General features: G+C 60.6%; 18 protein-coding genes. 10 read left to right on the top strand and 8 right to left on the bottom strand.

Annotation, left to right across the window (positions count from 1 at the left end; all coding sequences use genetic code 11):
- Nucleotides 1–264 precede the first annotated feature (264 nt).
- Entirely contained in the window at nucleotides 265–1,245 is a 981-nt protein-coding gene (locus ACZ5LB_RS03790; RefSeq protein WP_464604789.1) for a hypothetical protein, read from the bottom strand.
- A gap of 1,345 nt (nucleotides 1,246–2,590) precedes the next feature.
- On the opposite strand from ACZ5LB_RS03790, the gene ACZ5LB_RS03785 reads away from it, so the two are divergent.
- Entirely contained in the window at nucleotides 2,591–2,791 is a 201-nt protein-coding gene (locus tag ACZ5LB_RS03785; RefSeq protein WP_464604788.1) for a hypothetical protein, read from the top strand.
- Between the two features lie 304 nt (nucleotides 2,792–3,095).
- Here the strand turns inward: ACZ5LB_RS03785 and ACZ5LB_RS03780 are convergent, their stop codons facing one another.
- The 3 genes from ACZ5LB_RS03780 to ACZ5LB_RS03770 form a co-directional block, all read right to left on the bottom strand.
- Nucleotides 3,096–3,686: a hypothetical protein gene (locus tag ACZ5LB_RS03780; protein WP_464604787.1), complete on the bottom strand. Its 591-nt coding sequence runs from the start codon at nucleotides 3,684–3,686 to the stop codon at nucleotides 3,096–3,098.
- A 129-nt stretch (nucleotides 3,687–3,815) separates the two neighbouring features.
- Nucleotides 3,816–4,256, bottom strand: a complete 441-nt coding sequence (locus tag ACZ5LB_RS03775; protein WP_464604786.1) for a hypothetical protein — start codon at nucleotides 4,254–4,256, stop codon at nucleotides 3,816–3,818.
- Between the two features lie 141 nt (nucleotides 4,257–4,397).
- Nucleotides 4,398–4,754 (bottom strand): helix-turn-helix domain-containing protein, encoded by a 357-nt coding sequence (locus ACZ5LB_RS03770; RefSeq protein ID WP_464604785.1) that lies wholly within the window; start codon nucleotides 4,752–4,754, stop codon nucleotides 4,398–4,400.
- Nucleotides 4,755–4,899: 145 nt separating this feature from the next.
- Here ACZ5LB_RS03770 and ACZ5LB_RS03765 point away from each other — a divergent pair, with 145 nt between their 5' ends.
- The 5 genes from ACZ5LB_RS03765 to ACZ5LB_RS03745 all read left to right on the top strand — a co-directional run bounded on the left by ACZ5LB_RS03765 (nucleotide 4,900) and on the right by ACZ5LB_RS03745 (nucleotide 11,199).
- Entirely contained in the window at nucleotides 4,900–8,052 is a 3,153-nt protein-coding gene (locus ACZ5LB_RS03765) for a CHC2 zinc finger domain-containing protein (RefSeq protein ID WP_464604784.1), read from the top strand.
- Nucleotides 8,049–9,113: a site-specific tyrosine recombinase XerC gene (gene xerC, locus ACZ5LB_RS03760; protein ID WP_464604783.1), complete on the top strand. Its 1,065-nt coding sequence runs from the start codon at nucleotides 8,049–8,051 to the stop codon at nucleotides 9,111–9,113. The genes ACZ5LB_RS03765 and xerC (ACZ5LB_RS03760) overlap by 4 nt, the downstream gene beginning before the upstream one ends.
- The gene (locus ACZ5LB_RS03755; protein WP_464604782.1) at nucleotides 9,110–9,427 is read left to right on the top strand and encodes a hypothetical protein; all 318 of its coding nucleotides are present in this window, start codon (nucleotides 9,110–9,112) and stop codon (nucleotides 9,425–9,427) included. Before xerC (ACZ5LB_RS03760) ends, ACZ5LB_RS03755 begins: the two co-directional genes overlap by 4 nt.
- A 379-nt stretch (nucleotides 9,428–9,806) precedes the next feature.
- Complete coding sequence (locus ACZ5LB_RS03750; RefSeq protein WP_464604781.1) at nucleotides 9,807–10,346, top strand: hypothetical protein; 540 nt, start codon at nucleotides 9,807–9,809, stop codon at nucleotides 10,344–10,346.
- A 193-nt stretch (nucleotides 10,347–10,539) separates the two neighbouring features.
- On the top strand, nucleotides 10,540–11,199 hold the full coding sequence (locus ACZ5LB_RS03745) for an RHS repeat-associated core domain-containing protein (protein WP_464604790.1): 660 nt from the start codon (nucleotides 10,540–10,542) through the stop codon (nucleotides 11,197–11,199).
- Between the two features lie 648 nt (nucleotides 11,200–11,847).
- Here the strand turns inward: ACZ5LB_RS03745 and ACZ5LB_RS03740 are convergent.
- On the bottom strand, nucleotides 11,848–12,828 hold the full coding sequence (locus tag ACZ5LB_RS03740) for a hypothetical protein (RefSeq protein ID WP_464604789.1): 981 nt from the start codon (nucleotides 12,826–12,828) through the stop codon (nucleotides 11,848–11,850).
- A 1,345-nt stretch (nucleotides 12,829–14,173) separates the two neighbouring features.
- On the opposite strand from ACZ5LB_RS03740, the gene ACZ5LB_RS03735 reads away from it, so the two are divergent.
- Complete coding sequence (locus ACZ5LB_RS03735) at nucleotides 14,174–14,374, top strand: hypothetical protein (RefSeq protein WP_464604788.1); 201 nt, start codon at nucleotides 14,174–14,176, stop codon at nucleotides 14,372–14,374.
- A gap of 304 nt (nucleotides 14,375–14,678) precedes the next feature.
- On the opposite strand, the gene ACZ5LB_RS03730 is transcribed toward ACZ5LB_RS03735, so the two are convergent.
- From ACZ5LB_RS03730 to ACZ5LB_RS03720, 3 genes are all read right to left on the bottom strand, one after another.
- Nucleotides 14,679–15,269 (bottom strand): hypothetical protein, encoded by a 591-nt coding sequence (locus ACZ5LB_RS03730; RefSeq protein ID WP_464604787.1) that lies wholly within the window; start codon nucleotides 15,267–15,269, stop codon nucleotides 14,679–14,681.
- Between the two features lie 129 nt (nucleotides 15,270–15,398).
- Nucleotides 15,399–15,839, bottom strand: coding sequence for a hypothetical protein (locus ACZ5LB_RS03725; RefSeq protein WP_464604786.1), 441 nt, complete (start codon nucleotides 15,837–15,839; stop codon nucleotides 15,399–15,401).
- 141 nt (nucleotides 15,840–15,980) lie between these two features.
- Nucleotides 15,981–16,337 (bottom strand): helix-turn-helix domain-containing protein, encoded by a 357-nt coding sequence (locus tag ACZ5LB_RS03720; RefSeq protein WP_464604785.1) that lies wholly within the window; start codon nucleotides 16,335–16,337, stop codon nucleotides 15,981–15,983.
- A gap of 145 nt (nucleotides 16,338–16,482) precedes the next feature.
- Between ACZ5LB_RS03720 and ACZ5LB_RS03715 the strand changes: the two genes are divergently transcribed.
- From ACZ5LB_RS03715 to ACZ5LB_RS03705, 3 genes are read left to right on the top strand one after another with little or no spacing between them, the layout of a single operon-like run.
- On the top strand, nucleotides 16,483–19,635 hold the full coding sequence (locus tag ACZ5LB_RS03715) for a CHC2 zinc finger domain-containing protein (protein WP_464604784.1): 3,153 nt from the start codon (nucleotides 16,483–16,485) through the stop codon (nucleotides 19,633–19,635).
- A complete protein-coding gene (gene xerC, locus ACZ5LB_RS03710; protein ID WP_464604783.1) occupies nucleotides 19,632–20,696 on the top strand; it encodes a site-specific tyrosine recombinase XerC in 1,065 nt (354 codons plus the stop codon). The genes ACZ5LB_RS03715 and xerC (ACZ5LB_RS03710) overlap by 4 nt, the downstream gene beginning before the upstream one ends.
- Nucleotides 20,693–21,010 carry a hypothetical protein gene (locus ACZ5LB_RS03705; RefSeq protein WP_464604782.1) on the top strand — a complete coding sequence of 106 codons (318 nt, stop codon included), beginning with the start codon at nucleotides 20,693–20,695 and terminating at the stop codon, nucleotides 21,008–21,010. The genes xerC (ACZ5LB_RS03710) and ACZ5LB_RS03705 overlap by 4 nt, the downstream gene beginning before the upstream one ends.
- The last annotated feature ends 312 nt before the right edge of the window (nucleotides 21,011–21,322 follow it).

Genomic DNA, 21,322 nt, shown 5'->3' with positions numbered 1-21,322 from the left:
AATCAGGCTGATTGCTGTCCGTGGTGTAGTTCGTTTCATTGTGTGGTTGGTTAATCCATTTCGATGGATATTGTGGGGTGATAAAGGCGAGTTGTACTCTGTGATTCCAAGTTGGATGGGCTTTTTGCAGGTGATATGTGTGTTGTATTTGCTTTGGATTTGTTGTTGCAGGTGAGCTTGGTTGGCATTCGCTTTCACGAGCATCGGCACGGAGTCCAGGATTCGATGGACTTGGCCGACACGCTCGTCACAGGCTACCCGTGGCTACCGGCCATCAAGATTTTTTAGAATCGTTTCAGAGTCCGTGTAGAAGTATTTGCTCAGCTTGGTCGCCATCGGCGAAGAGTAATTTGCGTGTGGCAGCATGTTTTTGTCGAGATCAAGTTTAAAACGTAGGGAATGATAAAAATGCTCCTCAAGGTACAACTCACAGGGCCCGTGGGTACCGGCATGGATGGCGCGATGAACGGCATCATCAATCGACCTGAGTTGGGCAAATGGAAGCCCTAGGCTATTCAATGAAACATGGTTTCCTTTGGGTGAGTAGTGGAGAAGGCCACTGTCGTGGTATTCATTAACACCTTGCACAATTATTCCATAAATTTTAAGGCCAATTTCAGATTGAAATGCATCTGAAATGGCAGGCATTAGCTTAATCAGTGTTTCGGGCTCGTAGGAGTAGTGAATATCGCTGTCGTACTGGCCGACGAACCAGTTGATTTTAAGGAGGATATTATCAGCAAAGCTTATGAATGCCACTCCGGGATTGGCTGATGCGATTAGATCTATTCGATCTCGAAGCCTAACAAGCTTTGGCCCATCAAGGTGATTGCCCAACAAGGCGGCCTTAACCCCTATGGCATCTATGAGTGCGAAGGCGGAATACGGACGCAAGTGTAGGTTCGATAACCAAGGGCCCTTCACAAAGATGCATGGCTTACCACCGCAGCTGGGGGTGTCAACACAGGTTACGAATGCCTCTCTCGGCAATCGAATTGATACTTCATGATAACGCGTAAATATATTGGGATACCAGGACAGTTCGAGTGAGTCTGCAGCAATGCTGTGAACTGATGCGTAGCTGGCAAACCCTGCATTGCCGTCGCCCCTTCCGTTGAACATGTCAATTTGTGCGGCCTCGTAATCGGAGAGCCAGCGCTCATCCATCAAGAAGGTGTCCTGATCCAGAGGAATATCCTCGAAGGCGTAGCTCTGAAACTCCGGATGAGAGAATGGTTGTGGCACGGGTTTCCTCCCTTATCGGTTTGAAACGCTGTGGCATTTCTCAGGGAACCAGGCTCAATTGACGTTTTTGAGAAAGGCATTGGTCGTATTGGCCGGAGATAGGGTGAGAGGCAGGTCTCCATGCCCGGATTAATCTCGTTTTCGCCACCAAAGTTTGAGCAGGGGCACCATCGCTCCGGCCAGCACGGCAAGATGGATCAGGTTGATTTTCAGTTCCATGGATTCCTCCGAACACACTTCCCCTTAAAGGAAAGTTGAAGGAATCTCGCGGGGCGATGAAAGAAGGGTCGCCTTTGGGGTTGGTAGTGTCAAGGGCTCCAAAGGCACCGAAATTTTCAGTTGGTAAGATTTCAGGCCTCAAATGCAGTCAGGGCCGATATCTCCGGTGTGCAAGGCCGGGATCTGGTCGCTGGTTCATGCAGGTTACCTTCGCGTCCGATTTCGCCCTCACACAAGGGAGGCGGGTTTGGTTGTAGAGCCGCCACCCCTGGTCCAGGAGTTGACCATCCCGGAGCTGTCACCCAAGCCGCCACCCCTGACCCTGGGCGTACCCTTCGGCTTTTCCGTCCGTCCTGGGCTCCGATGAAAACCCGGAACCCGAAGATCGGAAATCCCATTCGGCGGGGTGGCCATTTCCATTTTCGGGGCGGGTTCTGGAGCCCGCCATTGCCGGGGCGATGGGGTTCCTGATCGAGTTTCGGTACGGCCGCTCCCGGCTTTCGAACCCCGGCCATCGGGGACAAGAATTCCATTTCGGAAAGCATCGGGCCGATTTTCCGGCTCCGCTTTTCCGGCGACCTGGGCGCACAGGGGGAGGCGCTGGCCTGCGCCTGGGGAAATGGCTGCGGGGCATGTGGGCGGTGTCCTCGGTCCTGGGGGTGGTGGCCGCCGCCGCGCTGGCCCTCGGTGTCACCGGGAAAGTCTTTCCCGAAGCCCTGCCGGTGTTCGGGAGAAGACCCCTCCCGCTTTTCGGCAGTTCCGGGAAAAGGGCCTGAGCCCCTTTCCTGGATTTCACCCTGCCGTTTGTCCCGGTCGTGAGCCCCCCCACCTCAAGGGGGCTCATGGCCGGGCGCGAGTGAAGCGCCGAAGTCCCTGCGGTCCCGAATGACCTGGTTGGGTCGGCCCCTCCCACGGGCACCCCGGCTTCCGGGACCGTGCCAGGTGCTTTCCCTGGCACGGTCCTGGAGGGGGGAGCCGCCCCGGATTGGCCCTTTCAGAGCCCTCCGCGAACCGCTTGCGGTCGTGGGGGGTAGGGATACCTTTGAAACGAATGTCGCAGCATAGCGGAGACATTTGTTTCGAAGGTATGATGTCCATCCACCAAAGGTGGATTCCGAGGTATTCCATGCAGCTCATACGTAGGGCCAGTGCCGGCAACTCCCAGGCGCTCCGGGTCAGGCTTCATCCCGTGAGTTATCGTGAGCTTGAGCAGGCCTCCGCCGAGGCCGGGATCCCACTCGAAGAGGCCGCCGAGCAGCTCCTGGTCCAGGCGCTCAAGCTCCTGCGTCTCCACAAGCGCAGGGAGGGGCGGAAGGATCCGGAATAGGCCGGGGGTTTTCCCGGGAGCCGCCGTACGGGCCAAAGTCATTTCCGGGAGACCGGGAAATCCTTTTGTAGGATCCCGGATTCCCATTTTCGACCGGGATCAGACCCATTTTCCGTGAGCCCCTGAAGGGTCTCCCCTCGGTTCGGATCCGGTGGACTTTTCAGTTCATGATGGGGAAGAACGCCTCGAAGGCCGGGCTTTCCCCCGCCGGAAGATTTGGTGCATGGTGCATCCGGTAGGCGGCTTCGCCCTCGGACTATTCGGGAAACATGAGGGGGATGATTCTCTCGCCCGTGACCATGTGCTACTCGGCCCCTTTTGCGAGGAAGGCTTTGACATCGACCTGAACGCTCCAAGCGGCAGCATTGGCCATGGTGACAAATTCCCGGGCATTTCCGGGCGTAATCCTATCCTGTGCATTGTCGGAGCTGTGGGCCACCAGGTTTCGCAAGTGACGAAGAGAGGTGATGACCTGGATTGTCGAGGGTTGGAGCGCGCCCTTCTCTGCCAGTCCATCCAGGATGCGCCCGATGTTGGTAGATGGCCCATCCTTGATTCCAGCTTGCTCTGACGCGGCGACAAGGGTTCCTTCCAGCTTTGCCCATGCGGCGAGAATCGCACCTTGGGGTGCGTGGACGATCAGATCATCGTCCATGTCTGCCAAGGCAAACTTCTGGATGGCAACTCTGGAATTTGCCCCCGGCGGCTGGATGGCCTTTGTCGCCTTCATGGTCTCCTCGAACTCGATTTCAAAATCCTTGCCCTTGAGCCGCCGAAGGCGAAGGCCGTCGAACAACCCGATCAACTGTCTCCGGAAACATAGGGCGAGCAGGGTACAGGTTAGGGGCCAAGCCAGTGCCTTCACCAGTTCAGCAACCAATGTCGCCATATCCATCGCTGGCTCCTTGGGTGATCGTTCAATTCGGGATGATGGCCGATGATATATCGGGTTGCCTTCGGATGATCCGCGAAAAGAAAAATTGAGGATGCATCCCCTCTCCTCGGTTCGGATCCGGTGGACCTTTCAGTTCATGGTGGGGAAGAACGCCTCGAAAGCCGGGCATTTCCCGGCAGGAAGTATGGGCGGGTGGTGCATCCGGTAGGCGGCTTCGCCCTCGGAATATTCGAGCAGCATGAGGGAGATGATTTCCTCGTCCGTGACCATGAGGGTCCGGGTTTCCGGAAGGTCGGCGGGTTTGGCGGTCTGCCAGATGCGGAGCGCGAACACCCTTTCGGAAGGATGCAGGGACCAGAAGGCGCGGAGACAAAAATGCTGAATGGCCTCGTCCCGTTCCTCCACCTGGTGGGTGACCAGCCATGGGGATCCCTCGGGCCAAAGGAAGGTCAGGGTGCCTCGCTCGAACCGGTAGGGGAGGTGGTAGACCAGGGGCTGATGGCGCGAGGGACGGTTGGGCAAAGCCGGGGTGGGGAGATCCTCGGTATCGATACCGAACACGGTTTTCATGGCCAACCTCTCAAGGTGGTGTCGGGGTGGAAATCCCTTTTTAGTACTACCTAAAAAAACAGGCCCCCTCCCCCTGAAGGTCGCGCAGGGGGATTTTTTCTCTTAGCTGCTAAAGAAGAAACGACAAGAGCCCCGGCGGGTTCAGTGTTCTGCCTGGGAGGCGATCACCATGTCGAGGACCTGCATTACGGCGTGTTGCTTCGTTTGTGGAAGCCTGCGGATGTAATCGATCTGCTGGTCGAGCCGTGAGGTTGGCCCTCGCTTGCCTTTGGGCCTTTCCTCGCCCAGCAGCTCCTCGGGGGTCAGGCCCAGGACCTTGCCCAGGATGGGGAGCATGGAGGCGGGAAAGCGTACGTGGCCCATTTCATAGTGCGCGTAGGTTTGCTGGACGATGCCGAGATGCTCGGCGATCTGCTGCTGGGTGAGGCCCTGGGCCTTCCGGGCCTGCGCGATACGCGCTCCGAGGGCTTTGAAGAATTGTATTTCATGGCTGTTCACGGTCGTCCTGCGTGAAGTTAGAACAGCCATGAGAGTAAGTCTCCTTCGAAGTTCAGGCTTGACTATACGCATGTCATGCGTAGGCTGCAAGAGAGATGATTTTTCAAAAACCGACTTGACAGGTTTTTCGCGGAAGGAGGAAACCATGGCCCGAATCCCCGATGCCGAACTGGAGCGTTTGAAGGCAGAGGTGAGCCTGGAGCGCCTAGCGGAAGCCGCTGGGATCCCGTTGGCCAAGTCAGGCAAGGACCGCCTGGGCAAGTGCCCGTTCCACGAGGACGGGGAGGCCTCGTTGGTGGTGACGCCGGAGAAGAACCTGTTCCACTGCTTCGGCTGCGGCGCGGCGGGCGGTCCCATTGACTGGACCATGAAGATCCAGGGCATCAGTTTCCGGCACGCGGTGGAGCAATTGCGGGCGGACATCGTGCCGGGTACGGAGGCGGTTCCGGTGAAGGCCAGTTCCGTTCGGCGGTTGCCGCCCCCGGTGGCGTTCGATGCGGATGACCAGGCCCTGCTGCAGCAGGTGATCGGCTACTACCACGACACCCTGAAGCAGTCACCGGAGGCCATGGACTACCTGAAGGTCCGGGGCATCCATCATCCCGAGGCCATCGAGCAGTTCAAGCTGGGCTACGCCAACCGCACCCTGGGCCTGAGCCTGCCGGGCAAGCAGTGGAAGGCTGGCGGCGAGATCCGGAGCCAGCTGGCGAAGGTGGGCATCTACCGCGAGAGCGGCCACGAGCATTTCAACGGGAGCCTGGTGATTCCGATCCTGGATGAGGCCGGGAACGTGCAGGAAGTCTACGGCCGCAAGCTCCTGGACAACCTGCGCAAGGGGACGCCCCTGCATCTCTACCTCCCGGGCCCGCACAAGGGTGTGTGGAATGTGGCCGCTCTGAAGGACTCGAAGGAGATCATCCTTTGCGAGGCCCTGATCGACGCCCTCACGTTCTGGTGCGCCGGATACCGCAACGTCACGGCGGCCTACGGGGTGGAGGGGTTTACCCAGGACCACCTGGACGCCTTTCAGCGGCACGGCACCCAGCGGGTGCTGATCGCCTATGACCGCGATGACGCTGGGGACCGTTCGTCCGTGAAGTTGGCGGAGAAGCTGATGGCGAAGGGGATCGCCTGCTACCGGATCCAGTTCCCCAAGGGGCTGGACGCCAACGCCTATGCCCTGAAAGTGCAGCCCGCCGCGAAGTCGCTGGGGCTGGTGATCCGGTCGGCGGAGTGGATGGGCACTGGCCCAGCCCCGGAGGGCGGCGTAGGCAAGGAAGCCGCTAAAAGGGAAACGGTCCGAGAGGTGGTGGCGCAGGTGGAGGCCACGAAGTTCCCGGAGCCCCTTCCTTCTTTAGCCGCCATCCCTACGTCGCCCGTCCAGACACCCGTCCAGACACCCGTCCAGGCACCTGCCCAGGCACCTGCCCAGGCACCTGCCCAGGCACCTGCCCATGCACCTGCCCATGCACCCACCCAGGCACCTACACTTGCACCCATTCCCGCTCCCCCGGTGCCGCCGCCCCCACCCGCCACCGATGAGCTGGCCCACGAGGTTCAGGGCACCGATCTGCTGCTCACCCTGGAGGACCGGGTCTACCGGGTTCGCGGCTGGCAGAAGCCGTTGAACCCCGAGACCCTGAAGGTGAACCTGATGGTCACGCGGGGCGAGCCTTTCCACGTGGACACCATTGATCTCTACCAGGCCAAGGCCAGGGCGGCGTTCGTGCGGCAGGCCGGGTTGGAACTCCCGGCGTCCGAGGAGACCCTGAAGCTGGACCTGGGCAAGGTGCTGCGCAAGGTGGAGGCGCTCCAGGCCGAGCAGTTGGCCGAGGCCCTCGCCGCCAAGACCGCCCGCCCCACGCTCACGGAGGAGGCCCACGCGGAGGCCCTGGCCCTGCTGAAGACCCCCGATCTCCTGGGCCGGATCCTCGCGGACTTCACGGCGCTGGGCATCGTCGGCGAGGAGCCCAACAAGACCACCTGCTACCTGGCGGCCGTCTCGCGGCTCCTGGATCGCCCTCTGGCCCTGATGATCCAGTCGGCGAGTGCCGCCGGGAAGTCGAGCCTGATGGACGCCGTGCTGGACCTGGTTCCCGAGGAGGACCTGGTGCGGTATTCGGCGATGAGCGGCCAGTCCCTGTTCTACATGGGCGACCGCAGCCTCCAGCACAAGATCCTGGCCATCGCCGAGGAGGAGGGCGCGAGGCAGGCCAGCTATGCCCTGAAGCTGCTCCAGAGCGAAGGCCGGGTGACGATGGCCAGTACCGGCAAGGACGCGTTGACCGGGATGCTGACCACCCACGACTACACCGTGGAAGGGCCGGTGATGCTGTTCCTCACCACTACGGCCATCGACCTCGACGAGGAGCTGCTGAACCGCTGCCTGGTCCTCACGGTGAACGAGAGCCGGGAGCAGACCCGTGCCATCCACGGCGTTCAGCGGCGGCGGGAGACCCTGGAGGGGCTGCTGGCGAAGGCGGAGCGGGAACGGCTGCTGACCTTGCACCGCAACGTCCAGCGCCTGCTCCAGCCCCTGGCAGTGGTGAATCCCTACGCCGATCAGTTGAGCTTCCGTGATGACCAGACCCGCTCGCGGCGGGACCACGTGAAGTATCTGACGCTGATCCGCTCCATTGCCCTCCTCCACCAGTTCCAGCGGGAGATCAAGACCGTGGTCCACCAGGGGCAGTCGCTCCGCTACATCGAAGTCATTCCGGCGGACATCGCCCTCGCCAACGAGCTGGCCACGGAGGTTCTGGGGCGTACCGTGGACGAGCTGCTGCCCCAGACCCGGAAGCTGCTGACGCTGCTCCATGCCTGGGTGGCCGCGGAATGTGAGGCGCAGAACGTCGCCCAGCATGAGTTTCACTTCACGCGCAGGCAGGCGCGGGAGGCGGTGGGCTGGGGCGATACCCAGATGAAGATCCACCTGGCCCGCCTTTCGGAGATGGAGTTCCTTCTGCCCCACAAGGGTGGCCACAAGCAGTCGTTCGTCTACGAGCTGCTCTACACGGGCGAGGATGCGGAAGGCCGTGCCCGGCTCCTGGGGCTGATCGAGGTGGGCAGCCTCCATTCCCTGCCTACGACGGCCAGCGGTCGGGGTGAGGAGCCCCTGCGGTCGGGGTGCGGTCGGCCTGTGGTCGGGGTTCGGTCGGGGGGTGGTCGGGGTGCGGTCGCACCCCAGAAACCCAATGCTGACGAGGCATTGAGCGGAGTTCGCGAATCGAGGTTCGAGAACGCACTTCCAGAGATCCTCGTGCCCGTCCTGTCGTATGCGAATGGGGTGGCCCGATGAGGGGGGTCGGGGGGCGCAAGCCGAGTCTGCCGCCCATCGGCGGCGTGGGCGATCCCGACAGCCTCACCACCCACATGCAGCGGTATCTGACGCACATGGGGGTGCTGGGCCAGTCGCCGCACTCGGTGGCGTCCAGCAAGGCCGCGTTGCGCCGGTTCATCCGCTGGTGCCAGGAACGGAGCGTGGAGCGGCCTGGCCAGGTGGACCGGCCCCTGGTGGAGCGGTTCCAGCAGCAGCTGTTCCATCACCGGAAGACCAACGGGGAGCCCCTGACGGCCCGGAGCCAGCAGTTCCTGCTGATCCCGGTGCGGCAGTGGTTCAGTTGGCTGGTGAAGCAGGGGCATCTGCCGTATAGCCCTGCGGCGGAGCTGGAGCTGCCCAAGGTGGTGCGCAGGCTGCCCAAGGCCATTCTGTCGGCGCAGGAGGCGGAGGCGGTGCTGGCCGTGCCCAACGTGGCCACGGCGGTGGGGCTGCGGGACCGGGCGATCCTGGAGACGTTCTACTCCACAGGGATCCGGCGGACGGAGCTGACGCGGCTTTCGATCCAGGACGTGGACCGGGAGCGGGGCACGCTGATGATCCGTGAGGGCAAGGGCCGGAAGGACCGCATGATCCCCATCGGAGAGCGGGCGCTGGCGTGGATCGCGGCCTACCGGGATCGGGCGAGGCCGGAGCTGGTGGGGCTCCAGGACGACGGCACGTTGTTCCTGAACAATCTGGGCAGGCCGCTGAAGCCGTTCCACCTGACCATCCTGGCCGGGCTGTACGTGAAGCGGTCGGGCATCGGCAAACAGGGTGCCTGCCATCTGTTCCGGCACACGATGGCCACGCTGATGCTGGAGAACGGCGCAGACACCCGCTACATCCAGGCCATGCTCGGCCACGCCAGCCTGGAGACCACGCAGATCTACACGAAGGTCAGCATCCGGGCGCTGAAGGCCATCCACACGGCCACGCACCCCGGCAGGATGCCGGAGGCGGCCCGGAAGTGGCTGGAGGCGGAGCGGGAGCCCACCGCCCAAGACCTGCTGGCCCAGCTCGGCCAGGAGGATCCGGAATGAGGGCCGAGCGCATCATCGACGGAATCCCGGTGAACCCTGTGCTGCCCAAGCGGTTCGACGGGACGCGCAATGAAGACCGGCCGCCCAGTCATCGGGCGTGGTGGGGCGTTCCCTACGTGCGCATCTACCCGTGCCCCTACGAGGAGGGCAGCGAGTACCTGGCGAAGTGGCTGGAAGCCTGGCCCTCCGGGAAACGGTTCGACACCTACTGCCTGGACGGCGGAGCCTGGGACCGGCCCACGGTCTGGGGCAAGTTCGGGACCCTGGAGGAGGCCATCGCCTGCGCCAAGACAGGCCCAGTCTGGCGGCGCTGAACGACGCCTGGCCAGAATCGAGCTGGGGGGAGGTTGCCCCGAACCCAGGAGCACAGGAGCACAAACGACCACAGGGACAACAGCGAGCACGATGGAGCACATGCTGCGGACACCAAACGTTCGAGCGGGTGGATTTATAAGATTTGAATTAATAAATCCATGCAGCTCTATTGACGAATCGAATGGAATGTTTACCTTTCATGGGTATGAATTGGCGTTTGCCCGCTCATCGGCTGGTCAGATAGAATTGCGTATCTCGTGGATATGTAGCACTTGCATTCCGATACTGAGTGTGGGGCTCACCACTGGTCGTCGCGAGCTGGTGGGGTCGGGAATTCCAACCTCCTGACCGCGAGCCCCCCCTTTGGGGGAGGATACGATGAACGTTAAGCAGAAGAAGGCGCGGCACTCGAAGATGCAGGCAAAGACCCTGAAGCTACGCGGGGAATTCTGGTCGGAGATCACCGAAGAGGACCTCTGGCATCGCAAGCGTCAGGACGGATGGATCACGATCCCCAGGACCATGCCCATCATCATCAACATCATCGACGCGCTCACCAAGAACGCCTCGGCTGGGAACACCTACTTCACCCTGTGGTGTCGGAGCTTTGACGAGCAGGTAATCGAGATCGGAAATCCCGCTGACCTGGCGTCCGAATCCGGTTTCTCAGGCGAGCGAGCCGTCTATACCTGGCGGCAGCGCATGAAATCCCTTAAGAGCATGGGATTCATTGATAGCTATACCGGAAGCCATGATTACCAATTCGTTCTCCTATTCAATCCCCACAAGGTGATCAAGAAGAAGAAGGGGGAGATCCCGGCAAACCTCTACAGCCAGTTGTTCAGCCGGGCTCTCGACATTGGAGCGCGAGACATGACGGAAGAGGACAAGGAGACTGGGCAGGAGAGTGAGGATTAGCTGCGGAAGGGCGAGGAAGGGGGCCCGGGGCGGGGCGTTCCGCTCCGGGCTTCCTTCTTTAGCTGCCTGCTTTTCAGCCGCCAGAGGTGCATCGGGGGGTCTCCGGAGCTACAATGGTTTCAGATCATTGAAAAGCCCAGTGCCACAAGGGGAAGTGCCCTCTCGAAGGCCGGAGTCGCATAGGGGCACCTACATGCAGGCGCGGTTCTATCTGCCTATGTATGGGCGGTTTGCCAGCCCGGACCCGGCACGGGATCAGCACTTTGAAGAGACGCAATCCTGGAACATCTTCTCCTACGTGCAGAACAATCCGGTAATGATGACTGACCCAAGTGGGATGTTTGGATTGCCGAATTGGTTGGTTAAACTCCTTCCTCCATCGCTTCGACCAGGGGTGCAGACAGCTAGAATGTTGGACACGGGGGTTAAGTCTCTTGATCAACAAAAGAAGGAAAATTCAGAATCAGTTAAACGTGCTTCAATGAGTGATGATAGTTTTGATGAAGAGTCTGTTACGCAATTTAGGCGCATTGAGACCAGGACAAAAAACACCGCATTAAAAATGCTTTCAGAGGCTGGAGACGTTGTTGATGAAACCATCAATTTAAATGTCAAGATTAAAAAGGATGAAGCAAAAGATGCATCCGACATGGCAAAGCCGGGGACTGCATTTGATGCAAAAACTAGTGACGCAAAAGGCGACGGTCTCGTGAGGTCCTCCAAGGAACAAAAAGCTGGCGAAGCTCCTGGAGAGGTGAAGCCATCGGACGCCCAGAAGGCCAAAGACAAGAAAGACACAATACAATCACTCAAAGAAATGTGGGAAGCGGCCAAAAGGAAAATACTGAAATGATGCATTGCACAAGGTGATGTCATGCTCGAAAATAAAACGATCCGCATCGTATTTCCATCTGATAAATCGGCATTATCCAAGTCAACAATACTGACTTGTATGTACTTGTGGCGACAAGTGTCACTGTTTTTTATTTTAGTGATATCAATTGGTTGGGGCGTTAGCTTTTTGTATTCAGTTTGGTTTGAGTATACAAATATCAATATTGGTGTTCGAGTTTTAGCGGTTATTTCAATACTTATTGCTTACATCGTCTCGACTTTTATTGCGACGTTCGATATTTTAAGAAAATATTCTCATGCCGATGATTGACTTCCATAATCTACTTCGCCTTGATTCTGTTTTTGTTATTGCGGTTTTAGTTCTTATTGTTTTGTATTCAGCAATCAGGCTGATTGCTGTCCGTGGTGTAGTTCGTTTCATTGTGTGGTTGGTTAATCCATTTCGATGGATATTGTGGGGTGATAAAGGCGAGTTGTACTCTGTGATTCCAAGTTGGATGGGCTTTTTGCAGGTGATATGTGTGTTGTATTTGCTTTGGATTTGTTGTTGCAGGTGAGCTTGGTTGGCATTCGCTTTCACGAGCATCGGCACGGAGTCCAGGATTCGATGGACTTGGCCGACACGCTCGTCACAGGCTACCCGTGGCTACCGGCCATCAAGATTTTTTAGAATCGTTTCAGAGTCCGTGTAGAAGTATTTGCTCAGCTTGGTCGCCATCGGCGAAGAGTAATTTGCGTGTGGCAGCATGTTTTTGTCGAGATCAAGTTTAAAACGTAGGGAATGATAAAAATGCTCCTCAAGGTACAACTCACAGGGCCCGTGGGTACCGGCATGGATGGCGCGATGAACGGCATCATCAATCGACCTGAGTTGGGCAAATGGAAGCCCTAGGCTATTCAATGAAACATGGTTTCCTTTGGGTGAGTAGTGGAGAAGGCCACTGTCGTGGTATTCATTAACACCTTGCACAATTATTCCATAAATTTTAAGGCCAATTTCAGATTGAAATGCATCTGAAATGGCAGGCATTAGCTTAATCAGTGTTTCGGGCTCGTAGGAGTAGTGAATATCGCTGTCGTACTGGCCGACGAACCAGTTGATTTTAAGGAGGATATTATCAGCAAAGCTTATGAATGCCACTCCGGGATTGGCTGATGCGATTAGATCTATTCGATCTCGAAGCCTAACAAGCTTTGGCCCATCAAGGTGATTGCCCAACAAGGCGGCCTTAACCCCTATGGCATCTATGAGTGCGAAGGCGGAATACGGACGCAAGTGTAGGTTCGATAACCAAGGGCCCTTCACAAAGATGCATGGCTTACCACCGCAGCTGGGGGTGTCAACACAGGTTACGAATGCCTCTCTCGGCAATCGAATTGATACTTCATGATAACGCGTAAATATATTGGGATACCAGGACAGTTCGAGTGAGTCTGCAGCAATGCTGTGAACTGATGCGTAGCTGGCAAACCCTGCATTGCCGTCGCCCCTTCCGTTGAACATGTCAATTTGTGCGGCCTCGTAATCGGAGAGCCAGCGCTCATCCATCAAGAAGGTGTCCTGATCCAGAGGAATATCCTCGAAGGCGTAGCTCTGAAACTCCGGATGAGAGAATGGTTGTGGCACGGGTTTCCTCCCTTATCGGTTTGAAACGCTGTGGCATTTCTCAGGGAACCAGGCTCAATTGACGTTTTTGAGAAAGGCATTGGTCGTATTGGCCGGAGATAGGGTGAGAGGCAGGTCTCCATGCCCGGATTAATCTCGTTTTCGCCACCAAAGTTTGAGCAGGGGCACCATCGCTCCGGCCAGCACGGCAAGATGGATCAGGTTGATTTTCAGTTCCATGGATTCCTCCGAACACACTTCCCCTTAAAGGAAAGTTGAAGGAATCTCGCGGGGCGATGAAAGAAGGGTCGCCTTTGGGGTTGGTAGTGTCAAGGGCTCCAAAGGCACCGAAATTTTCAGTTGGTAAGATTTCAGGCCTCAAATGCAGTCAGGGCCGATATCTCCGGTGTGCAAGGCCGGGATCTGGTCGCTGGTTCATGCAGGTTACCTTCGCGTCCGATTTCGCCCTCACACAAGGGAGGCGGGTTTGGTTGTAGAGCCGCCACCCCTGGTCCAGGAGTTGACCATCCCGGAGCTGTCACCCAAGCCGCCACCCCTGACCCTGGGCGTACCCTTCGGCTTTTCCGTCCGTCCTGGGCTCCGATGAAAACCCGGAACCCGAAGATCGGAAATCCCATTCGGCGGGGTGGCCATTTCCATTTTCGGGGCGGGTTCTGGAGCCCGCCATTGCCGGGGCGATGGGGTTCCTGATCGAGTTTCGGTACGGCCGCTCCCGGCTTTCGAACCCCGGCCATCGGGGACAAGAATTCCATTTCGGAAAGCATCGGGCCGATTTTCCGGCTCCGCTTTTCCGGCGACCTGGGCGCACAGGGGGAGGCGCTGGCCTGCGCCTGGGGAAATGGCTGCGGGGCATGTGGGCGGTGTCCTCGGTCCTGGGGGTGGTGGCCGCCGCCGCGCTGGCCCTCGGTGTCACCGGGAAAGTCTTTCCCGAAGCCCTGCCGGTGTTCGGGAGAAGACCCCTCCCGCTTTTCGGCAGTTCCGGGAAAAGGGCCTGAGCCCCTTTCCTGGATTTCACCCTGCCGTTTGTCCCGGTCGTGAGCCCCCCCACCTCAAGGGGGCTCATGGCCGGGCGCGAGTGAAGCGCCGAAGTCCCTGCGGTCCCGAATGACCTGGTTGGGTCGGCCCCTCCCACGGGCACCCCGGCTTCCGGGACCGTGCCAGGTGCTTTCCCTGGCACGGTCCTGGAGGGGGGAGCCGCCCCGGATTGGCCCTTTCAGAGCCCTCCGCGAACCGCTTGCGGTCGTGGGGGGTAGGGATACCTTTGAAACGAATGTCGCAGCATAGCGGAGACATTTGTTTCGAAGGTATGATGTCCATCCACCAAAGGTGGATTCCGAGGTATTCCATGCAGCTCATACGTAGGGCCAGTGCCGGCAACTCCCAGGCGCTCCGGGTCAGGCTTCATCCCGTGAGTTATCGTGAGCTTGAGCAGGCCTCCGCCGAGGCCGGGATCCCACTCGAAGAGGCCGCCGAGCAGCTCCTGGTCCAGGCGCTCAAGCTCCTGCGTCTCCACAAGCGCAGGGAGGGGCGGAAGGATCCGGAATAGGCCGGGGGTTTTCCCGGGAGCCGCCGTACGGGCCAAAGTCATTTCCGGGAGACCGGGAAATCCTTTTGTAGGATCCCGGATTCCCATTTTCGACCGGGATCAGACCCATTTTCCGTGAGCCCCTGAAGGGTCTCCCCTCGGTTCGGATCCGGTGGACTTTTCAGTTCATGATGGGGAAGAACGCCTCGAAGGCCGGGCTTTCCCCCGCCGGAAGATTTGGTGCATGGTGCATCCGGTAGGCGGCTTCGCCCTCGGACTATTCGGGAAACATGAGGGGGATGATTCTCTCGCCCGTGACCATGTGCTACTCGGCCCCTTTTGCGAGGAAGGCTTTGACATCGACCTGAACGCTCCAAGCGGCAGCATTGGCCATGGTGACAAATTCCCGGGCATTTCCGGGCGTAATCCTATCCTGTGCATTGTCGGAGCTGTGGGCCACCAGGTTTCGCAAGTGACGAAGAGAGGTGATGACCTGGATTGTCGAGGGTTGGAGCGCGCCCTTCTCTGCCAGTCCATCCAGGATGCGCCCGATGTTGGTAGATGGCCCATCCTTGATTCCAGCTTGCTCTGACGCGGCGACAAGGGTTCCTTCCAGCTTTGCCCATGCGGCGAGAATCGCACCTTGGGGTGCGTGGACGATCAGATCATCGTCCATGTCTGCCAAGGCAAACTTCTGGATGGCAACTCTGGAATTTGCCCCCGGCGGCTGGATGGCCTTTGTCGCCTTCATGGTCTCCTCGAACTCGATTTCAAAATCCTTGCCCTTGAGCCGCCGAAGGCGAAGGCCGTCGAACAACCCGATCAACTGTCTCCGGAAACATAGGGCGAGCAGGGTACAGGTTAGGGGCCAAGCCAGTGCCTTCACCAGTTCAGCAACCAATGTCGCCATATCCATCGCTGGCTCCTTGGGTGATCGTTCAATTCGGGATGATGGCCGATGATATATCGGGTTGCCTTCGGATGATCCGCGAAAAGAAAAATTGAGGATGCATCCCCTCTCCTCGGTTCGGATCCGGTGGACCTTTCAGTTCATGGTGGGGAAGAACGCCTCGAAAGCCGGGCATTTCCCGGCAGGAAGTATGGGCGGGTGGTGCATCCGGTAGGCGGCTTCGCCCTCGGAATATTCGAGCAGCATGAGGGAGATGATTTCCTCGTCCGTGACCATGAGGGTCCGGGTTTCCGGAAGGTCGGCGGGTTTGGCGGTCTGCCAGATGCGGAGCGCGAACACCCTTTCGGAAGGATGCAGGGACCAGAAGGCGCGGAGACAAAAATGCTGAATGGCCTCGTCCCGTTCCTCCACCTGGTGGGTGACCAGCCATGGGGATCCCTCGGGCCAAAGGAAGGTCAGGGTGCCTCGCTCGAACCGGTAGGGGAGGTGGTAGACCAGGGGCTGATGGCGCGAGGGACGGTTGGGCAAAGCCGGGGTGGGGAGATCCTCGGTATCGATACCGAACACGGTTTTCATGGCCAACCTCTCAAGGTGGTGTCGGGGTGGAAATCCCTTTTTAGTACTACCTAAAAAAACAGGCCCCCTCCCCCTGAAGGTCGCGCAGGGGGATTTTTTCTCTTAGCTGCTAAAGAAGAAACGACAAGAGCCCCGGCGGGTTCAGTGTTCTGCCTGGGAGGCGATCACCATGTCGAGGACCTGCATTACGGCGTGTTGCTTCGTTTGTGGAAGCCTGCGGATGTAATCGATCTGCTGGTCGAGCCGTGAGGTTGGCCCTCGCTTGCCTTTGGGCCTTTCCTCGCCCAGCAGCTCCTCGGGGGTCAGGCCCAGGACCTTGCCCAGGATGGGGAGCATGGAGGCGGGAAAGCGTACGTGGCCCATTTCATAGTGCGCGTAGGTTTGCTGGACGATGCCGAGATGCTCGGCGATCTGCTGCTGGGTGAGGCCCTGGGCCTTCCGGGCCTGCGCGATACGCGCTCCGAGGGCTTTGAAGAATTGTATTTCATGGCTGTTCACGGTCGTCCTGCGTGAAGTTAGAACAGCCATGAGAGTAAGTCTCCTTCGAAGTTCAGGCTTGACTATACGCATGTCATGCGTAGGCTGCAAGAGAGATGATTTTTCAAAAACCGACTTGACAGGTTTTTCGCGGAAGGAGGAAACCATGGCCCGAATCCCCGATGCCGAACTGGAGCGTTTGAAGGCAGAGGTGAGCCTGGAGCGCCTAGCGGAAGCCGCTGGGATCCCGTTGGCCAAGTCAGGCAAGGACCGCCTGGGCAAGTGCCCGTTCCACGAGGACGGGGAGGCCTCGTTGGTGGTGACGCCGGAGAAGAACCTGTTCCACTGCTTCGGCTGCGGCGCGGCGGGCGGTCCCATTGACTGGACCATGAAGATCCAGGGCATCAGTTTCCGGCACGCGGTGGAGCAATTGCGGGCGGACATCGTGCCGGGTACGGAGGCGGTTCCGGTGAAGGCCAGTTCCGTTCGGCGGTTGCCGCCCCCGGTGGCGTTCGATGCGGATGACCAGGCCCTGCTGCAGCAGGTGATCGGCTACTACCACGACACCCTGAAGCAGTCACCGGAGGCCATGGACTACCTGAAGGTCCGGGGCATCCATCATCCCGAGGCCATCGAGCAGTTCAAGCTGGGCTACGCCAACCGCACCCTGGGCCTGAGCCTGCCGGGCAAGCAGTGGAAGGCTGGCGGCGAGATCCGGAGCCAGCTGGCGAAGGTGGGCATCTACCGCGAGAGCGGCCACGAGCATTTCAACGGGAGCCTGGTGATTCCGATCCTGGATGAGGCCGGGAACGTGCAGGAAGTCTACGGCCGCAAGCTCCTGGACAACCTGCGCAAGGGGACGCCCCTGCATCTCTACCTCCCGGGCCCGCACAAGGGTGTGTGGAATGTGGCCGCTCTGAAGGACTCGAAGGAGATCATCCTTTGCGAGGCCCTGATCGACGCCCTCACGTTCTGGTGCGCCGGATACCGCAACGTCACGGCGGCCTACGGGGTGGAGGGGTTTACCCAGGACCACCTGGACGCCTTTCAGCGGCACGGCACCCAGCGGGTGCTGATCGCCTATGACCGCGATGACGCTGGGGACCGTTCGTCCGTGAAGTTGGCGGAGAAGCTGATGGCGAAGGGGATCGCCTGCTACCGGATCCAGTTCCCCAAGGGGCTGGACGCCAACGCCTATGCCCTGAAAGTGCAGCCCGCCGCGAAGTCGCTGGGGCTGGTGATCCGGTCGGCGGAGTGGATGGGCACTGGCCCAGCCCCGGAGGGCGGCGTAGGCAAGGAAGCCGCTAAAAGGGAAACGGTCCGAGAGGTGGTGGCGCAGGTGGAGGCCACGAAGTTCCCGGAGCCCCTTCCTTCTTTAGCCGCCATCCCTACGTCGCCCGTCCAGACACCCGTCCAGACACCCGTCCAGGCACCTGCCCAGGCACCTGCCCAGGCACCTGCCCAGGCACCTGCCCATGCACCTGCCCATGCACCCACCCAGGCACCTACACTTGCACCCATTCCCGCTCCCCCGGTGCCGCCGCCCCCACCCGCCACCGATGAGCTGGCCCACGAGGTTCAGGGCACCGATCTGCTGCTCACCCTGGAGGACCGGGTCTACCGGGTTCGCGGCTGGCAGAAGCCGTTGAACCCCGAGACCCTGAAGGTGAACCTGATGGTCACGCGGGGCGAGCCTTTCCACGTGGACACCATTGATCTCTACCAGGCCAAGGCCAGGGCGGCGTTCGTGCGGCAGGCCGGGTTGGAACTCCCGGCGTCCGAGGAGACCCTGAAGCTGGACCTGGGCAAGGTGCTGCGCAAGGTGGAGGCGCTCCAGGCCGAGCAGTTGGCCGAGGCCCTCGCCGCCAAGACCGCCCGCCCCACGCTCACGGAGGAGGCCCACGCGGAGGCCCTGGCCCTGCTGAAGACCCCCGATCTCCTGGGCCGGATCCTCGCGGACTTCACGGCGCTGGGCATCGTCGGCGAGGAGCCCAACAAGACCACCTGCTACCTGGCGGCCGTCTCGCGGCTCCTGGATCGCCCTCTGGCCCTGATGATCCAGTCGGCGAGTGCCGCCGGGAAGTCGAGCCTGATGGACGCCGTGCTGGACCTGGTTCCCGAGGAGGACCTGGTGCGGTATTCGGCGATGAGCGGCCAGTCCCTGTTCTACATGGGCGACCGCAGCCTCCAGCACAAGATCCTGGCCATCGCCGAGGAGGAGGGCGCGAGGCAGGCCAGCTATGCCCTGAAGCTGCTCCAGAGCGAAGGCCGGGTGACGATGGCCAGTACCGGCAAGGACGCGTTGACCGGGATGCTGACCACCCACGACTACACCGTGGAAGGGCCGGTGATGCTGTTCCTCACCACTACGGCCATCGACCTCGACGAGGAGCTGCTGAACCGCTGCCTGGTCCTCACGGTGAACGAGAGCCGGGAGCAGACCCGTGCCATCCACGGCGTTCAGCGGCGGCGGGAGACCCTGGAGGGGCTGCTGGCGAAGGCGGAGCGGGAACGGCTGCTGACCTTGCACCGCAACGTCCAGCGCCTGCTCCAGCCCCTGGCAGTGGTGAATCCCTACGCCGATCAGTTGAGCTTCCGTGATGACCAGACCCGCTCGCGGCGGGACCACGTGAAGTATCTGACGCTGATCCGCTCCATTGCCCTCCTCCACCAGTTCCAGCGGGAGATCAAGACCGTGGTCCACCAGGGGCAGTCGCTCCGCTACATCGAAGTCATTCCGGCGGACATCGCCCTCGCCAACGAGCTGGCCACGGAGGTTCTGGGGCGTACCGTGGACGAGCTGCTGCCCCAGACCCGGAAGCTGCTGACGCTGCTCCATGCCTGGGTGGCCGCGGAATGTGAGGCGCAGAACGTCGCCCAGCATGAGTTTCACTTCACGCGCAGGCAGGCGCGGGAGGCGGTGGGCTGGGGCGATACCCAGATGAAGATCCACCTGGCCCGCCTTTCGGAGATGGAGTTCCTTCTGCCCCACAAGGGTGGCCACAAGCAGTCGTTCGTCTACGAGCTGCTCTACACGGGCGAGGATGCGGAAGGCCGTGCCCGGCTCCTGGGGCTGATCGAGGTGGGCAGCCTCCATTCCCTGCCTACGACGGCCAGCGGTCGGGGTGAGGAGCCCCTGCGGTCGGGGTGCGGTCGGCCTGTGGTCGGGGTTCGGTCGGGGGGTGGTCGGGGTGCGGTCGCACCCCAGAAACCCAATGCTGACGAGGCATTGAGCGGAGTTCGCGAATCGAGGTTCGAGAACGCACTTCCAGAGATCCTCGTGCCCGTCCTGTCGTATGCGAATGGGGTGGCCCGATGAGGGGGGTCGGGGGGCGCAAGCCGAGTCTGCCGCCCATCGGCGGCGTGGGCGATCCCGACAGCCTCACCACCCACATGCAGCGGTATCTGACGCACATGGGGGTGCTGGGCCAGTCGCCGCACTCGGTGGCGTCCAGCAAGGCCGCGTTGCGCCGGTTCATCCGCTGGTGCCAGGAACGGAGCGTGGAGCGGCCTGGCCAGGTGGACCGGCCCCTGGTGGAGCGGTTCCAGCAGCAGCTGTTCCATCACCGGAAGACCAACGGGGAGCCCCTGACGGCCCGGAGCCAGCAGTTCCTGCTGATCCCGGTGCGGCAGTGGTTCAGTTGGCTGGTGAAGCAGGGGCATCTGCCGTATAGCCCTGCGGCGGAGCTGGAGCTGCCCAAGGTGGTGCGCAGGCTGCCCAAGGCCATTCTGTCGGCGCAGGAGGCGGAGGCGGTGCTGGCCGTGCCCAACGTGGCCACGGCGGTGGGGCTGCGGGACCGGGCGATCCTGGAGACGTTCTACTCCACAGGGATCCGGCGGACGGAGCTGACGCGGCTTTCGATCCAGGACGTGGACCGGGAGCGGGGCACGCTGATGATCCGTGAGGGCAAGGGCCGGAAGGACCGCATGATCCCCATCGGAGAGCGGGCGCTGGCGTGGATCGCGGCCTACCGGGATCGGGCGAGGCCGGAGCTGGTGGGGCTCCAGGACGACGGCACGTTGTTCCTGAACAATCTGGGCAGGCCGCTGAAGCCGTTCCACCTGACCATCCTGGCCGGGCTGTACGTGAAGCGGTCGGGCATCGGCAAACAGGGTGCCTGCCATCTGTTCCGGCACACGATGGCCACGCTGATGCTGGAGAACGGCGCAGACACCCGCTACATCCAGGCCATGCTCGGCCACGCCAGCCTGGAGACCACGCAGATCTACACGAAGGTCAGCATCCGGGCGCTGAAGGCCATCCACACGGCCACGCACCCCGGCAGGATGCCGGAGGCGGCCCGGAAGTGGCTGGAGGCGGAGCGGGAGCCCACCGCCCAAGACCTGCTGGCCCAGCTCGGCCAGGAGGATCCGGAATGAGGGCCGAGCGCATCATCGACGGAATCCCGGTGAACCCTGTGCTGCCCAAGCGGTTCGACGGGACGCGCAATGAAGACCGGCCGCCCAGTCATCGGGCGTGGTGGGGCGTTCCCTACGTGCGCATCTACCCGTGCCCCTACGAGGAGGGCAGCGAGTACCTGGCGAAGTGGCTGGAAGCCTGGCCCTCCGGGAAACGGTTCGACACCTACTGCCTGGACGGCGGAGCCTGGGACCGGCCCACGGTCTGGGGCAAGTTCGGGACCCTGGAGGAGGCCATCGCCTGCGCCAAGACAGGCCCAGTCTGGCGGCGCTGAACGACGCCTGGCCAGAATCGAGCTGGGGGGAGGTTGCCCCGAACCCAGGAGCACAGGAGCACAAACGACCACAGGGACAACAGCGAGCACGATGGAGCACATGCTGCGGACACCAAACGTTCGAGCGGGTGGATTTATAAGATTTGAATTAATAAATCCATGCAGCTCTATTGACGAATCGAATGGAATGTTTACCTTTCATGGGTATGAATTGGCGTTTGCCCGCTCATCGGCTGGTCAGATAGAATTGCGTATCTCGTGGATATGTAGCACTTGCATTCCGATACTGAGTGTGGGGCTCACCACTGGTCG

The sequence above is a fragment of the Mesoterricola sp. MK458 genome (genome assembly GCF_055384935.1).
The sequence above is the reverse complement of the archived record's forward strand: the minus strand, read 5'-3'. Positions and strand labels throughout refer to the sequence as shown.

Excerpts from the sequence above, each read along its gene's own strand:
- ACZ5LB_RS03785 (WP_464604788.1), top strand. The coding sequence starts at position 2,591 with ATGCAGCTCATACGTAGGGCCAGTGCCGGCAACTCCCAGGCGCTCCGG.
- ACZ5LB_RS03780 (WP_464604787.1), bottom strand. The coding sequence starts at position 3,686 with ATGGATATGGCGACATTGGTTGCTGAACTGGTGAAGGCACTGGCTTGG.
- ACZ5LB_RS03775 (WP_464604786.1), bottom strand. The coding sequence starts at position 4,256 with ATGAAAACCGTGTTCGGTATCGATACCGAGGATCTCCCCACCCCGGCT.
- ACZ5LB_RS03765 (WP_464604784.1), top strand. The coding sequence starts at position 4,900 with ATGGCCCGAATCCCCGATGCCGAACTGGAGCGTTTGAAGGCAGAGGTG.
- xerC (WP_464604783.1), top strand. The coding sequence starts at position 8,049 with ATGAGGGGGGTCGGGGGGCGCAAGCCGAGTCTGCCGCCCATCGGCGGC.
- ACZ5LB_RS03755 (WP_464604782.1), top strand. The coding sequence starts at position 9,110 with ATGAGGGCCGAGCGCATCATCGACGGAATCCCGGTGAACCCTGTGCTG.
- ACZ5LB_RS03750 (WP_464604781.1), top strand. The coding sequence starts at position 9,807 with ATGAACGTTAAGCAGAAGAAGGCGCGGCACTCGAAGATGCAGGCAAAG.
- ACZ5LB_RS03745 (WP_464604790.1), top strand. The coding sequence starts at position 10,540 with ATGCAGGCGCGGTTCTATCTGCCTATGTATGGGCGGTTTGCCAGCCCG.
- ACZ5LB_RS03735 (WP_464604788.1), top strand. The coding sequence starts at position 14,174 with ATGCAGCTCATACGTAGGGCCAGTGCCGGCAACTCCCAGGCGCTCCGG.
- ACZ5LB_RS03730 (WP_464604787.1), bottom strand. The coding sequence starts at position 15,269 with ATGGATATGGCGACATTGGTTGCTGAACTGGTGAAGGCACTGGCTTGG.
- ACZ5LB_RS03725 (WP_464604786.1), bottom strand. The coding sequence starts at position 15,839 with ATGAAAACCGTGTTCGGTATCGATACCGAGGATCTCCCCACCCCGGCT.
- ACZ5LB_RS03715 (WP_464604784.1), top strand. The coding sequence starts at position 16,483 with ATGGCCCGAATCCCCGATGCCGAACTGGAGCGTTTGAAGGCAGAGGTG.
- xerC (WP_464604783.1), top strand. The coding sequence starts at position 19,632 with ATGAGGGGGGTCGGGGGGCGCAAGCCGAGTCTGCCGCCCATCGGCGGC.
- ACZ5LB_RS03705 (WP_464604782.1), top strand. The coding sequence starts at position 20,693 with ATGAGGGCCGAGCGCATCATCGACGGAATCCCGGTGAACCCTGTGCTG.